The sequence below is a fragment of the Janthinobacterium sp. SUN026 genome, assembly GCF_030397625.1.
Taxonomy (GTDB): Bacteria; Pseudomonadota; Gammaproteobacteria; order Burkholderiales; family Burkholderiaceae_D; genus Janthinobacterium; species Janthinobacterium kumbetense.
In genome coordinates, this window is sequence record NZ_JAPQNU010000003.1 from 269,139 (window position 1) to 283,629 (window position 14,491).

Sequence of the window (14,491 nt, forward strand, 5' to 3'; positions counted from 1 at the left end):
CGACGCGCAAGCGTCCCAGACACAGCGCAGCTTACGCCGATTGCGGCAGCTTTGCCTTCAAGTTCTCAAATTCTTTTTCAAAATCCAGGGTCTTGCGTTGCGTGCTCATGGCCATCAAGGCCTCGCTGCCGCCCTCGCCATCCTTGATCCACACCCACAGGCGACGCTCGCGGATATAAAACATGGAAAACACGCCGATCACGAGGAACAGGCAACCGAGGTAGACGACGCTCTTGCCCGGCGAACGCGTCACTTGCAGCACGGACGCCTTGATTTCCGTAAAGTCGTCGAGTTGCAGATACACGGGCGCGCCATAGAAGAAGCTGTCGGACAGCGCATTCGTGGCCAGCTGCAGGAAGCGGCCGTGCTTGTCATCGGCCTCGATGGCCTTCAAGCCATCCTGGGCGCGCGCCGCCTGCCACAAGTCCCACAGGCTGCCATTCAAGATCTTCATGAAGATGTCGGCCGCTTTTTCTTGCTCGGCGGCAGGAATTTTCTCCAGGAAACGCGAAATGGCGAGGAAACCGCCCTCTTGCCCATTGCCGGCAAAGATGCCCAGGCTCTTCGCCGCCGATTCCTGCAACTGGCTGCGCAAGGCTTCCGCGCCCGCCTGCGGCATGGCGCGCGCCGCATAGCGCGTGGCGGCTTGCTGGCGCAGCGCGGGATCTTGCAGCGCGGCACGCAAGCGCATCCATTCGTTCACGCTGTAATTGTCATCGGCGGGAATGCGCAGATAGCTGAACGGATCGCTGGGGTTGACGCGCATGCCGGCCAGGAACACCGTCGTGCCATCCACGGCGACCGGCTGCATGTAGTTCTGGTATTCGCGCGCCTGGCCCGTCTTGTCGCGCAATTTGTATTGCACCGAGGGGCCCACGTTCTTGAGATCCTTGTTGTTCGCGTTCTTCGCGGCGGAACCGAGGCGCTTGTCCAGGCCGACGGCGAATTTATCGTTAAAACTTTCCGCCTTGTTGACGGCGCGTACATCCTGGCCAGCGCTGAGGTTTTCCACGTTGAAGGGACGGAAACCCGACCATTCCACCGTGTAGGAATTGCCATCGCTGCGCTCGAGCGGCGTGCTGCCGCCCACTTCGCCGCCGATATCGAAGCGTTTCGTCGTCTTGCCCGTCATCGGATAACCCGTCAACTTGAGCTTGCTGCCGCCATCCTCAAAGCTGGACTGGTATAGGGCCAGGCCCTTGTAAAGCAGAGGCTGGTTGACTTTGATGGTTGCAGGGAAACTTTCCCCCGTCGCATGGTCGGTGACGACCACGTCGCTGGCAAACAGCTTCGGCATGCCCGTGCTGTAAAAATCGATATGGAATTTCTTCAACAAGATCGTGATGGGCAAATCCTGGATCAGCACGCCATCGGCCTGGGGAATGATGGCCGTGTTGCTCGACGAGCCTTCCGGGATCATGGTATTGCCGCGGAAAGTGGGGTTCGACAGGCTCAGGCGGTGCTGGGCGGGAATGTCGGCGATCACGCCGCTGCCGGAAAACGGCGTCTTGCCAAAGAACCATTGCTGTACGCGGATCGGCATTTCCGAGTCGAGCAAGCCGCCCACACAGATGATGACGATGGCGCCGTGGGCAAAGATATAGCCCCATTTATTGGCGGCGCCCCGCTTGGCGGCCACCAGGGTGGCGTTGTCCTTCTCGACCACCTTGGCACCGTAGCCGGCGTCTTTCAGGCGCATCACCATCTGCTGCGCCAGCACGGCGCGCGGCAGCGGCGCCTGCCATTCCAGCTTGTGGTGGAAATTGCGCAGCGATTGCTCGCGCACATTGTCGCGCCAGCTGCGCATGTCCTTGAGCATCTTCGGCGCATTGCGCACGATGCACAGCGAGGTCGAGGCGACGAGGAAACCCATGATCACGAGGAACCACCAGGCCGAATACACGGAATACAGGCTCAGCTTGTCGAAAACGGTGAACCAGAACGGCCCGAACTGGTTGACATAATTGGGCATGGGCTCGTTTTGCTTGAGCACGGTGCCGATGATGGAGGCGACGGCGATCAGGGTCAGCAGGCTGATGGCAAAGCGCATCGACGAGACCAGCTCGACGAATTCAGCCAGGCTGCGGCGTTGGGTCTTTAACTCGATTCCGGTCGTGCCTGTGCTCATACGTGGATACTCATACGGGATATGCAATCTTCAAGAAAATGTGGCATGGAGCTGATAGTTTCTCCGCGCAAGGCGGCAGCATACTCCTGTTTGGCCCCTGCCATAAAAAAGGGCAGCCTGTTGAGACGGCCGCCCTCGTTCATGCGCGCTGGTGCGCCTGGCAATCTCTTGCCACTATGAAAACTTACTTCAGGCCGGCGATGTAATCGGCAACGGCGGCGATCTCGTCATCCGACATGCGGGCGGCGATGGTGTGCATTTGCGCGCTGTTCTTGCGGGCATCAGCCTTGGTGCTGCGGAACATGGTCAGCTGGGCCACCGTGTAATCCTGGTGCTGGCCGGCGATGCGCGGATACTGGACGGGAATGCCATTGCCCGTCGCGCCATGACAGCTGGCGCAGGCGGCAACTTGCTTGGAAGCAATGCCACCACGGTAGATTTTCTTGCCCAGGTCGATCGTATCCTTGTTTTTCGCGGCGCCCGGCTTGGACAGCTGCGCGCCCAGGTAGGCGGCGATATTCTTCTTGTCGGCGTCGCTGAGCATCTTTGCGTACGTCGTCATGACGGGCTGGTTGCGTTCCGGCGTGGTGAAGTCGACCAATTGCTTGTAGATATAGCTTTCGTGCTGGCCGGCCAGTTTCGGATTGACCGTGATGGTCGAATTGCCGGCCGCGCCATGGCAGGAGACGCAGGCAGGCAAGCCGCGCGCCGCATCGCCATCGGCGTACAGGGTGGCGCCCTTGGCGGCGTCGGCCTTGACGGCCGGTTTCGCTGCTTCGACCGCGGAGGCAGTTGCCGATACAGCCAGCAATGCGAGCAGCATGGATTTGATAAACGGTGAAAACGCACGATTCATTCAGGCACCCTGAGACAGTGAGAAATTAGTGGTGGACATTGCCGCGCCCTGTGGATTTTTGCTTTATTTTCAGGGCCGCAAGCCGCATCGCTGCTACGCCGGCAACAATAAACAACCCCTTATTGTACAATAGCTTCTTGGCGTTATCGCTCCCTTATCGCTCCCTTTTGTTGCTTTACTACTCCCATGTCAAAACTCTGGCAAGCCCGCTTCTTTACGACCGTCAACCAATTGCGTGACCTGCCCGATACCACGGTGCCGGAAATCGCCTTTGCCGGCCGCTCCAATGCCGGTAAATCGACCGCCATCAACATCTTGTGTAATCAGAAAGGCTTGGCGTTCGCCTCCAAGACACCTGGCCGTACCCAGCACATCAACTACTTCTCCATCGGCGGCGCCCACGTGGCGCAGCACCGCAAGGATGCCACTATCGTCGAAGAGATCGAATGCCTGCTGGTCGACTTGCCGGGCTACGGCTACGCGGAAGTATCGGGCTCGGCCAAATTGCACTGGCAGCGCCTGCTGGGCGACTACGTGCAGCGCCGCGAGCAATTGGCGGGTTTGATCCTGATCATGGATTCGCGCCGTCCGTTCACCGACCTGGACATTCAAATGCTGGAATGGTTCGCCCCGACGGGTAAACCGATCCACTGCATCCTGACCAAGGTCGATAAGCTGAACCGGAATGAATCCGTGAATGCCTTGCGCCAGGCGAAAGCCAAGCTCGACAGCTATGTGGATGAAGACGGCGTCGGTTTCCCGTTCACCGTGCAACTGTTCTCGGCCCTGAAAAGAGTCGGCATCGACGAAGCCAACGACAAGATCATGGAACTGGCCGGCATCAGCGAAGACGGCGCGGCCCAGATGGTCGAATTGATCGACATGGAAGACGACGTCGAGCCGGAATCGGACAAACCGGCTTGATCGAGATCAACGCTGCGTAAAAAAAAGGCTGCCCGTTCACACGGTGCAGCCTTTTTTATTGCCATCAGTTTGACGAGCGCCTAGCGCCGTCCCGGCCCTGGCCGTTTCTCGGAAAAGAATTCCTGGCGCAGGAAAGCCATCAGCTCGGCCGTGTCTTCCACGCGGGCGCTGAGGTTGACGTTACGTCCCAGGCGGCGCGATTCCCACACGAAGTCGCCCGGTTTCTCGGCACGGATCAGCTGGATCATCTTCTTCAGGATGGCCGTTTCGATATCGGGCTCATTTCCCAGCTCCACTTTTTCCTGCTTCAGCCAGTTGCGCTTGAAGTTGCCGTTCCAGCCCTTGAACTTGACTTCCGCGCTGAACGAGGTCTGGTTGACGATGGAAAACACGCCGCCCGAATCCTCGCGGTCGCTGCCGGAATTGCGTCCCTGGGCGCCGGCGATATTCGCCTTGGCCACGCGCATGGCGCGGTCGTTTTCGCTTTCCTCGGCCGGCGGCGCGGGATTTTGCGCCTGACGCTGCTTGCGGCGCTGCTCGATCATCGAACTCATGTCTTCAGCGGGCGGCGGCGGCAACGGCACTTTCGACACCAGCGGCGGCGTGAAGGTTTCCAGTTTCGGCTTGTCGCGCGGCACGTCTTTCGTGACCACGCGCTTGCTCGGCGCCGGTGGCGGTTTGACCTTGGCCACTTTCGTGTCCTTCGGTTTCGGCGTGGGTTTCGGTTGCGGCTTGTCTTTCAGCGGCGCAATGTAGACCATCGCGCTTTCCTTCTTCGGCGGCGGGATCTTTTCGATCTTGTCGCTACGAAATAGGACATACGCCGCCAGCAGCACGTGCAGCAAGACGGACACGCCGAGCGCCACCTTGCGCATGGTGCTGGTCTTGGACCCGTAGGCCGGTGGTGGCTGGATGACTTGCCCGCAGGTGGGGCAAACATCGGAATCGGCAGCCATCAAATGGGTCGTGTCATGCAAAATGAATCGTGCTTTCTGTGTAGCGACAAAAGTAATCTTACAGGGCAGCCATAGTGCCAGAGTCCCTTGCTTTTGGGAACACTTCCTCGGCATTTCCAACCCGAAGCGTACAGGATAGCGACTTTCCTTGCAGCGGTATCAGCGTACCCTAGCCGTCCCTTGACGGTTGTTACCGTATGTATCACGGCCCATACAAAACCGGCGCCGCATTCACTCAGGAACGGGGCGCCGGTGCTGGCCGTGCGGCGGATCAGGCCTTGTTGTCGAGCGCCACCAATTGCTCGTCCGTCAACGGTCCCGTGCCGCTGTACTTGTCCAGGAACAGATAAATCACGGGGGTGATGAACAGGGTAATGACTTGCGAAAAGAGCAAGCCGCCGACCACGGCCAGTCCCAGCGGCTGGCGCAGCTCGGCGCCGGCGCCCAGGCCCAGGGCGATCGGCAAGGCACCCATCAAGGCTGCCGCCGACGTCATCATGATGGGGCGGAAACGCAGGATGCAAGCCTGCCGGATGGCCTCCGCCGGCGCCAGCCCGTCGTTGCGCTGCGCATGCAGGGCGAAGTCGATCATCATGATGGCATTTTTCTTGACGATGCCGATCAGCATCAAAATGCCGATGATGGCGATCATGGTCAGGTCCATGCCGAACAGGCGCAGGGTCAGCAGCGCCCCCACGGCCGCCGATGGCAAGCCGGCCAGGATGGTCAGCGGGTGGATATAGCTTTCATACAACACGCCGAGCAGCACGTAGATCACGGCCAGCGCGGCAATGATGAGGATGATCTGGCTCGACTGCGAGCTCTGGAACACGGCCGCGTCGCCGCCGTAGCGCGTGATGATGGAGGCCGGCAAGCTCATGTCCTTGGCCATCGCGTCGATCTTGCCCGTGGCGATGCCCAGCGGCACATCCGGCGCCAGGTTGAAGGCGATGGTAACAGCCTGCAACTGCCCCTGGTGATTCACGGACGTGGGCCCGATCGTGCGTTCCACGTAGGCAATACTCGACAGTTTCACCAGTTCGCCCGTCTTGCTGCGCACGGACACGCGCGTGAGCGCATCGTCGTACTGTCGGTCTGCCGTGGCCGCTTCCAGGATCACGTAATAGCTGGCTGCCGACGAATAGATGGTCGACACTTGCCGCTCGCCAAAGGCGCTGTACAGGGCCGTGCGGATGTCGGACATTTGCACGCCCAGCAAATTGGCCTTGTCGCGGTCTATCCTGAGCGACGCCTGCAAGCCCTTGATCTGCGAATCGCTGGTGACGTCGCGGAAGGCGGGATCCGTGCGCATTCCGGCAATAAACTTTTCCGCCCAGTCATTCAAGGCGTCGGGACTGACGCTTTGCAAGGTGTACTGGTAGCGGCTCTTGCTCTGGCGTCCGCCCAGCTGCAAGTTTTGCACGGGCCGGAAATACACGGCCATGCCGGGCACGGTACTCGTCGCGCGGCGCAGGTTTTCCAGCACCACGGGCATTTTCGGCCGCTCGTTGCGCGGTTTCAAGACCATGAACATGCGCCCCGTGTTGCCGCCGCCGACGAACGAGGTCACATCCTGCACGCTGGGGTCCGCCTTGAGCACGGCCGCCACGCGGGCTTGCAAATCCTGCAGTGCCGCCGAGGAAATATCTTCCGACGCTTCCGTATTGACCTGGATCTGGCCCAGATCTTCTTCCGGGAAGAAACCCTTCGGTATCGTGGCGTACAACAGCACCGTCAGCGCAAAGGTACACACGGCAACGAACAGCACCACGTTGCGGTGCGCCAGGGCCTTGTCGAGCAGATGCACGTAACCGTTGCGCAACTTCGTGAAACCCGCTTCGAAATGGCGGCCGATGAAGGTTTTTTCGCCATGGCTGGGGTCGCTGTCATTGTGCTCGCGCGAATCGGCCGGCAGGAAGCGGCTGGCCAGCATCGGCACCAGGGTCAGCGAGACGATGGCGGACACCAGCACGGCCAGCGATACGACAACGGCGAACTCATGGAACAGCAAGCCGATCACGCCCGGCATGAAGAAGATGGGGATGAACACGGCCACCAGCGAGACGGAAATCGAGATGATGGTAAAGCCCATCTCTTTTGCCCCTTCCAGGGCCGCGCGTATCGGTTTCTTGCCCATTTCGATATGGCGCACGATGTTTTCCAGCACCACGATGGCATCGTCGACAACCAAGCCGACGGCCAGGGTAATGCCCAGCAGCGAGACGTTGTCGAGGCTGTAGCCGAGCCAGTACAGCAGGGCCAGGGCGCCCAGCAGGGAAATCGGCATGGTGACGGCAGGAATGAAGGTGGCGGCCGCGCGGTGCAGGAACAGGAAGATCACCAGCACCACCAGCACCACCGTCAGGGCCAAGGTCAAATTGACGTCGTGGATGGCTTCGCGTATCGACAGCGAACGGTCGTTAACCAGACTGATCTGTATCGATTGCGGCAATTGTTCCTTGAACCCAGGCAACAAACGGCGCACGCCATCGACCACTTGCACGGTGTTGGCATCCGGTTGGCGCTGCACCATCAGGCTGATCGAGCGCTCACCGTTGAAACTGCCGACGGCCTTGATCGATTGAAAGCTGTCTTCCACCTCGGCCACGTCCTTCAGGCGCACGGGCTGGCCGTTGCGGCTGGCGACGATCAGTTCGGCAAAATCGGCCGCTTTCATCATTTGCGGATTGCCCTGGATGGTCAGGGTCTGGCTCGGGCCGTCCAGGATGCCCAGCGGGGAATTCGTGTTCGAGGTGCGCAAGGCGGTAGCCAGCTCGTCCATCGTCAGGTTGCGCGCATTCATCAGGTCGGCACGGGCGCGCACGCGTACGGCAAAGCGCTTCTGGCCATTCACGATCACCTGGGCCACGCCAGGCAGGGTCGACAGGCTCGGGGCGATCAGGTTTTCCGCATAATCGTTGAGATCCGACAAGTTCAGCGATGGCGACGTCATCTGGATGAACAGCACCGGCGCATCGGCGGGATTGACCTTGCGGTAGGATGGCAAATCCGTCATTTCCGTCGGCAACTGGCGCTGCGCGCGCAGCAGCGCGGCTTGCACGTCGACGGCCGCCTCGTTGACATTGATGCTGGCGTCAAATTCCAGGGTCAGCGAGGTATTGCCCAGCGTGCTCGTGGACGTGATCAGGCTGAGGCCGGAAATGGTGGAAAATTGTTTTTCCAGTGGCAAGGCCACCGACGAGGCCATGGTTTCCGGGCTGGCGCCGGCCAGGTCGGCACTGACGTTGATGACGGGCGTGTTGTAGCTCGGCAAGGCCGCCACGGGAATTTGCAGATAGGCCAGCACGCCGGCCAGGATGATGGAGAGGGACAGCAGCACCACCATGACGGGGCGGCGGATGCTCAGTTCGGACAGGTTCATGCTGGCTTGCCCTGCGGTGCGGCGGCGCCATCGGCGGCCTTGTGTTTTTCCGCCAGGCGCACCTTACTGCCTGGACGCAAGTTCTGCTTGCCATCGACGATGACTTTTTCATCGCCTGCCAGGCCGGTGACGACAGCACTCGGCCCGAACGCGTACACGCGGCTTACCTTGCGCATCTTGGCCGTACTGTCCGCCTCCATCGAGTATACGAAGGTGCCGGAAGTACTCGTGATGATGGCGTTTTGCGGGATCACCAGCGCATCCTTGAGGGTGCGCACGGTCAGCTGCGTATTCACGTACTGGCCTGGCCACAAATCGGTGCCGCCATTATTGAACCGCGCCTTGATCCGGATCACGCCGGTGGCGGAATCGACGGCATTGTCGATAAAGTTCAGTTTGCCGTCGAGCTGCTTGCCGCCCGCATCGGACAGCAGCGCCGTGACAGGCACCTCACCCGCCTTTTGCGCCGCCAGCAGGCCGGACAGGCTGCTTTCCGGCAAGGTGAACGACACGTCGATCGGGTCGAGCTGGGTGATGCTGGTGAGCGACGTGGTCGGCTGCACCAGGCTGCCCGCATAGACATTGATGGCCCCTACCCTGCCCGCCTGCGGCGCGCGCAGGACGGTGTAGCTGGAATCGACCTGGGCGGCGCGCAAGGCGGCCTGGTCGGCAGCCAGCAAGGCGCGTGCCGCGTCGAGCTGGCTTTGCAGGGTATCGACGGCGCCCTGAGCAATAAAGTTCTTGCTCAGCAAATCCTGGCTGCGCTTGAGCTGGCGCTCGAAGTCCTGCACCGAGGCGCGGTCGCGCAAGACCTGCGCCTGCGCCTTGTCGACATTCGCGTGTTCGCTACGCGCATCGAGAGTGAACATCAGCTCGCCCTGCTTGACGAACTGGCCTTCGCGGATATGCACCTTGGTAATCGTGCTGGTCGTCTGCGGGTGCAAATCGACGCTGCTGATCGGCATCACGCTGCCATTGGCTTGCAGCACCATCGGCACATCCTGGCGCACCGGAACGACCACGCTCACCGTCGTCGGCGCTTGTCCGCCCTTGCCCCCTTTACCATCCTGCCCACCGCTCGCCGCGCCGGGCTGATGATTGAAATACCAGATGCCGCCGCCGATACACAGGGCCGCACCCACGAGGATTGCCAGACTAGTCTTTTTCATTGTTCTGTCACGCTGTCGCAGCGCAGGGCTGCAGGTTGAAGGTAGTTGCCAGGGGGGCATAAAGCACAATATTGTCGCACGGAAATACTCACTTTCCTGCGTAATACTCGGGCACGATGAGGGTGACTTCCAGTCCACCGTCGACATGATTGAGCAGTGAAACCGTGGCGCCATGCTGTTCGGCGATATTGCGCGCGATGGTCAAGCCCAGGCCCGTGCCGCCCGATTCGCGCGAACGCGAAGTCTCGATGCGATAAAACGGTTCGAACACTTTAGCCAATTGATCTGGCGCAATGCCTGGCCCCCCGTCGCGGATGCGGATGCGCGCGGCACCCGGGATGCGCTCGACGGCAACTTGCGCGTACAGGCCATATTTGACGGCATTGTCGATCAAGTTCACCAGGCAGCGCCGCATGGCGATCGGACGCGCCATCAAGGCCATGCCTGCCTGCCCATTCAGGGTGACTTTCTGGCCGGCATCAGCTGCGTCGGAACAGACGCTATCTAACAGGGAATCGAGGTCGAGCGCCTGCATCGCTTCCGTGCTATCCATCGAACGGGCCAGATCCAGCCCTTCCTTGACCATGCTCTGCATGGCCGACAAATCGCCCACGAGGCGGTCATACAATTCCGTATCGGCCACTTTTTCCAGGCGCAAACGCAAGCGCGTCAGCGGCGTCTGCAAGTCGTGCGTGATGGCCGCCAGCATCTGTGTCCGCTGGGAAATATGCTGGCGGATGCGCGCCTGCATGGCATTGAAGGCGGCGCTGGCCTGGCGGATCTCGCTGGCGCCCGACAGGGTCAGCGGCGGATGGTTGATGTCGTTGCCCAGGTCTTTCGCCGCCTGCGCCAGTTGCTTGAGCGGGCGCATGGTCATGCGCGTGACCAGGTAGGCGAGGATGGCGATGCTGATCAGGAAAGGCAGCAAGGTCATCCAGTCGTTGTGTTCGTTGAACGGCGGCTGCTGGCGCGGCGGCAAGACCATCAGGCGCAGTACGTGGCCATCCTGCATGCGCACGTCGAGGTTTTCGCACGTGCCGCCCCATGGCTTGGCGGCAAACATGCCCGGCGTCTGGCGCGGTTTGACGCAGGCGGCCGGGCGTTCGGCCAGCGCGCTGACCTTGAAACCTTCGCCCAGCTTGGCTTGCAGCGCGGTGGAAAACTCCGTCGGCGCGCCGGGCGTATGTTCCGTTTCAGGACGCAGTTCCAGGCGCACGCTGCCCTTGTTGGCCACTTTCAGGTAGGCAGCGCGCGAGGCCAGCGGCACCACGTCGGCCGCCATCACCAGCTGCTCGGCCCGCTCGACGGCGTGGTAGTCGCGGTATTGCTCGATGGCGCGCTGGCGTTCGCCCACGGCCAGCCACTGCGTCAGCGCGGCCGACGCGACGATGCCGATCAGCAGAAACATGAAGACACGGCCCGTCATCGACCCCAGGAAGGCCTTCACGCGTGCGGCTCCACATTGACCTGGCCGGCCAGCACGTAGCCGCCGTTGCGCACGGTCTTGATGATTTGCGGCAAGCGGGCATCTTCACCGAGCTTTTGCCGCAGGCGGCTGATCTGGATATCGATCGAGCGGTCGAACGGGTCGGCGTCGCGGCCCTGCGTCAGGTTCAGCAGCTGGTCGCGGTTGAGCACGCGGTTCGGGTGTTCCAGGAACACGCGCAGCAAGCGGAACTCCGCGCCCGACAGCATGATCACGAGGCCGCTGGGATTGAGCAGGTGGCGCGCCGTCAAGTCCAGGGTCCAGCCGGAAAAGCGGATTTGCTGCGCCTTGTCCGATGGCACGTTCGACGGCATGGCATGGCTGCGGCGCAGCACGCTGCGTATGCGCGCCAGCAATTCGCGCGGTTCGAACGGCTTCGGCAAGTAATCGTCGGCGCCCATTTCCAGGCCCAGGATGCGGTCCAGCGGTTCATTGCGCGCCGTCAACATGATCACCGGCACCGTCGATTGGGCGCGCAGCTTGCGGCACAGGGTCAGGCCATCGTCGCCGGGCAGGTTCAAGTCCAGCACGATCAAGTCGGGCCGCGTTTCGTCGAGGATTTTCCACATGGCCGTGCCATCTGCCGCGCCCAGGGTGCGGTAGGCGTTCGTTTCCAGGTAGTCCGCCAGCAAGCTGCGGATATCGCGGTCATCGTCGACGATGAGAATTGTAGAAGTGGGTTCCATGGTACGAATTATCCCCACTTCCCCCGGCCTTGCACAGCGCATTTGTATCGTCTTGTATATAGGAGACCCGAAGAAACATATAGATACAAACTGTCTGGCAGCGGACACTTCGGGGAAACATGGCGCGTCCAACATGGATTCATGTGCAGCAGCATGTACATCCCTCACTTTTACAAAGGAATCCAGATGAACGCCTCAATGACAACCTTGCGCAAGAATTTGATCATCGCCATGAGCGTACTCGGCATGGGTGCGGCATCGCTGACCGTCCACGCCCAGGAAGCGGCCGCCAGCGCGCCTGCCGCCAGTACCAAGATGCAACACGAAGGCCACCGCGGCGGCAACCCGGCCGAGCGCATGGCCAAGTACCAGGCCCGCCTGCACGACAAACTGAAGCTGACGGCCGCGCAGGAACCGGCCTGGGCCACTTTCACGGCCGCCAATGCGCCGAAAAAACCGATGGGCGACTGGAAAGCCAAGCGCGAAGCGATGGCCAAGCTGTCGGCGCCGGAACGCATGGAGCAATGGATCGCCATGTCGAAGGAGCGCATCGCGAACCAGGAAAGCCGCCTGGCCTCGCTGAAAACCTTTTATGCCGTGCTGACGCCGGAGCAAAAGAAAGTGTTTGACGACAGCGTGCCTGGCGGCAAGCACGGCGGCCACCGCGGTGGCCACCATGGCGGTCACGACGGCATGCAGCAGCATCCCAAAGCCGGCTAAGTTGTAGCGGGTGTAAACACAGAAAAAGCCTGCAATGCAGGCTTTTTCTTGTTGGCGAGACAAGTGACCGCTTACTGCCCGTCGAGCTTGCGCAACGAGGTCAGGAAGGTGGCGGCGTTCTGGAAGCCGATCACGCGCGACTGGGCGATTTCCTGCCCTTGCGGGTTGAACATGATGATGCCCGGCGGGCCGAACAGCTGAAAACGTTTCAGCATGGCCTTGTCGTCCGCATCATTGGCCGTCACGTCCACTTGCAGCAGCACGGCTTGCCCCATCTTCTCGCGCACGGCGGGATCGACGAAGGTAAGTTTTTCCATTTCGATGCAGGACACGCACCAGTCCGCATAAAAGTCCAGCAGGGCCGGCTTGCCGTTCAACTGCGCCAGCGCCGCATCGAGCTGCGCCACGGTCTTTACGCGCATAAACGGTTGCGCATGCACTTGCCCACCGCCGAGGTGGGCCAGTGGCGCCAGCGGATCGCGGCCACCGCTGGCCACGCCCACCAGTTGCATCGCGCCCAGCACGGCAAACACGAGGCCAAAGGCTTTGGCGATCCAGGCATTCTTCGCGCCGCTCTTGCCCACCAGCAAATACATGCCATAGCCGACGAACAGCACCGTCCAGCCCAGCATCTGCACGGCGCCCGGCAGCACGGGCGAGACCAGCCACCAGGCCACGCCCAGCTGCAGTACGCCAAAGAAGCGCTTGACGGCGTCCATCCAGGCGCCGGCGCGGGGCAGCAAGGTGCCGGCCGACACGCCCACCAACAGCAGAGGCACGCTCATGCCCACCGCCATGGCAAACAAGGCGCTGCCGCCGATGACGACGTCGCGCGTCTGGCTGATGTACAGCAAGGCACCGGCCAGCGGCGCGGCCACGCAGGGCCCCACGATCAGGGCGGAAATGGCGCCCATGACGAACACGCCCGCCAGGCGGCCCGACGATTGCTGATTCGACACGGACGTCAGCTTGCCTTGCAGGAAAGCCGGCACTTGCAGCTCATACAAGCCGAACATCGACAGCGCCAGGCCTGCCATCAGCAGGGCAAAGAAGCCCAGCACCCACGGATTTTGCAGCTGGGCCGCCAGGCCTTCGCCTGCCAGGCCGGCCGCCACGCCCAGCGCCGTGTAGACGATGGCCATGCCCAACGCGTACGTCAGCGACAGCAGCAAGCCGCGCGAACGGCTGACCTTGGCGCCATCGCCGATGATGATCGACGACAAAATCGGCACCATCGGCAGCACGCATGGCGTAAATGCCAGGCCCAGGCCCAGCAGCATGAACAGGGGCACGATGACGAGCAGCTTGCCGCCCTTCAGGGCCGCCTCGATCTTGCCCATCTCGCTTTGCGCGGGCGCAGGGCTGGCCGCCACGGGCGCTGCCGCTACCGGCTCGGGCGTGCTGGTGATATTGGCCTGGGGAATGCTCATGACGGACACGCCAGGCGACGCCTGCGCCTGCGGGCCGTTGACGGCGGCCGTGTCGACTGCCGGCGCGGCCGGCAAGGCGAATTTCGACGGCAAGCCGCCCGGCGCCATGCTCTGGCCGCCGCCACCGCCCACCAGCTGAGCCGTGGCATCCTGCGGCGCATAGCATAGGCCCTTGTCCGAGCAGCCCTGGCCCGTCGCCTTCAGGGTGAACGCGCCACCCGCTTCCACGGGAATGGTGATGGTGAGGGTCTGGCGGAAGGTTTCCACGTTCTTCTGGAAAGTGTCGTCGAACTTGACCTTGCCCTTCGGATACACGGGCGTACCCAGCTTGGCGCCCACGGCTTCGAACTTGAAGCGCTCGTGGTACATATAGTAGCCATCTGCAATCACATACGTGACGGCGATGGTGGACGGGTCCTGCATGCGGGCGGAAAATTTGAACGCCAGCTCGGGGTCGAGGAATTCATCGTCGGCGCGGGCATGATTGGCGCCAAAGACGGCCATGGCCAGCAGCATACAGGTGGCAAGCCAGATCAGCAGTTGATGTAGGGGAGCGGCGCGCGCGGTGGCGCTGGAAGGGAAACGGGACATGAACAACCTTTTTCTGCGGCATCAGCTGTGCCATTCGACAAGAGTCGCGCGGAGCAGGCAGCGCTTGTGCCGGGCCGGCGCGAAAGAAGAATAGTACACCGCAGCAAGGATAGCTGCAGCAGAAAACAAAAAAGCCAGGCTAGGCCTGGCTTTCTTAGATGCA

Annotated in this window: 10 protein-coding genes; 2 read left to right on the forward strand and 8 right to left on the reverse strand. The window is 61.6% G+C overall.

Annotation, left to right across the window (positions count from 1 at the left end):
* Positions 1-31: 31 nt before the first annotated feature.
* On the reverse strand, positions 32-2,128 hold the full coding sequence (locus OX459_RS15930; RefSeq protein ID WP_289905789.1) for a cytochrome c biogenesis protein ResB: 2,097 nt from the start codon (positions 2,126-2,128) through the stop codon (positions 32-34).
* 184 nt (positions 2,129-2,312) lie between these two features.
* Positions 2,313-2,984 (reverse strand): c-type cytochrome, encoded by a 672-nt coding sequence (locus OX459_RS15935; RefSeq protein ID WP_289905790.1) that lies wholly within the window; start codon positions 2,982-2,984, stop codon positions 2,313-2,315.
* Between the two features lie 186 nt (positions 2,985-3,170).
* Between OX459_RS15935 and yihA the strand changes: the two genes are divergently transcribed.
* Positions 3,171-3,908, forward strand: coding sequence for a ribosome biogenesis GTP-binding protein YihA/YsxC (yihA, locus tag OX459_RS15940; RefSeq protein ID WP_077398853.1), 738 nt, complete (start codon positions 3,171-3,173; stop codon positions 3,906-3,908).
* Between the two features lie 80 nt (positions 3,909-3,988).
* Here yihA and OX459_RS15945 read toward each other — a convergent pair whose 3' ends face one another.
* The 5 genes from OX459_RS15945 to OX459_RS15965 form a co-directional block, all read right to left on the reverse strand.
* Complete coding sequence (locus tag OX459_RS15945; RefSeq protein ID WP_289905791.1) at positions 3,989-4,864, reverse strand: hypothetical protein; 876 nt, start codon at positions 4,862-4,864, stop codon at positions 3,989-3,991.
* A 271-nt stretch (positions 4,865-5,135) separates the two neighbouring features.
* Positions 5,136-8,246 (reverse strand): efflux RND transporter permease subunit, encoded by a 3,111-nt coding sequence (locus tag OX459_RS15950; RefSeq protein WP_099665734.1) that lies wholly within the window; start codon positions 8,244-8,246, stop codon positions 5,136-5,138.
* Positions 8,243-9,415: an efflux RND transporter periplasmic adaptor subunit gene (locus tag OX459_RS15955; protein WP_289905792.1), complete on the reverse strand. Its 1,173-nt coding sequence runs from the start codon at positions 9,413-9,415 to the stop codon at positions 8,243-8,245. Before OX459_RS15955 ends, OX459_RS15950 begins: the two co-directional genes overlap by 4 nt.
* Before the next feature lie 88 nt (positions 9,416-9,503).
* Positions 9,504-10,862: an ATP-binding protein gene (locus OX459_RS15960; protein WP_099665736.1), complete on the reverse strand. Its 1,359-nt coding sequence runs from the start codon at positions 10,860-10,862 to the stop codon at positions 9,504-9,506.
* The gene (locus tag OX459_RS15965; RefSeq protein ID WP_034753223.1) at positions 10,859-11,587 is read right to left on the reverse strand and encodes a response regulator; all 729 of its coding nucleotides are present in this window, start codon (positions 11,585-11,587) and stop codon (positions 10,859-10,861) included. Before OX459_RS15965 ends, OX459_RS15960 begins: the two co-directional genes overlap by 4 nt.
* 186 nt (positions 11,588-11,773) lie before the next feature.
* On the opposite strand from OX459_RS15965, the gene OX459_RS15970 reads away from it, so the two are divergent.
* Positions 11,774-12,307: a Spy/CpxP family protein refolding chaperone gene (locus OX459_RS15970; protein ID WP_289905793.1), complete on the forward strand. Its 534-nt coding sequence runs from the start codon at positions 11,774-11,776 to the stop codon at positions 12,305-12,307.
* 71 nt (positions 12,308-12,378) lie between these two features.
* On the opposite strand, the gene dsbD is transcribed toward OX459_RS15970, so the two are convergent.
* Complete coding sequence (gene dsbD / locus OX459_RS15975; RefSeq protein ID WP_289906098.1) at positions 12,379-14,253, reverse strand: protein-disulfide reductase DsbD; 1,875 nt, start codon at positions 14,251-14,253, stop codon at positions 12,379-12,381.
* Positions 14,254-14,491 lie beyond the last annotated feature (238 nt).

Excerpts from the sequence above, each read along its gene's own strand:
- OX459_RS15930 (WP_289905789.1), bottom strand. The coding sequence starts at position 2,128 with ATGAGCACAGGCACGACCGGAATCGAGTTAAAGACCCAACGCCGCAGC.
- OX459_RS15935 (WP_289905790.1), bottom strand. The coding sequence starts at position 2,984 with ATGAATCGTGCGTTTTCACCGTTTATCAAATCCATGCTGCTCGCATTG.
- yihA (WP_077398853.1), top strand. The coding sequence starts at position 3,171 with ATGTCAAAACTCTGGCAAGCCCGCTTCTTTACGACCGTCAACCAATTG.
- OX459_RS15945 (WP_289905791.1), bottom strand. The coding sequence starts at position 4,864 with ATGGCTGCCGATTCCGATGTTTGCCCCACCTGCGGGCAAGTCATCCAG.
- OX459_RS15950 (WP_099665734.1), bottom strand. The coding sequence starts at position 8,246 with ATGAACCTGTCCGAACTGAGCATCCGCCGCCCCGTCATGGTGGTGCTG.
- OX459_RS15955 (WP_289905792.1), bottom strand. The coding sequence starts at position 9,415 with ATGAAAAAGACTAGTCTGGCAATCCTCGTGGGTGCGGCCCTGTGTATC.
- OX459_RS15965 (WP_034753223.1), bottom strand. The coding sequence starts at position 11,587 with ATGGAACCCACTTCTACAATTCTCATCGTCGACGATGACCGCGATATC.
- OX459_RS15970 (WP_289905793.1), top strand. The coding sequence starts at position 11,774 with ATGAACGCCTCAATGACAACCTTGCGCAAGAATTTGATCATCGCCATG.
- dsbD (WP_289906098.1), bottom strand. The coding sequence starts at position 14,253 with ATGCTGCTGGCCATGGCCGTCTTTGGCGCCAATCATGCCCGCGCCGAC.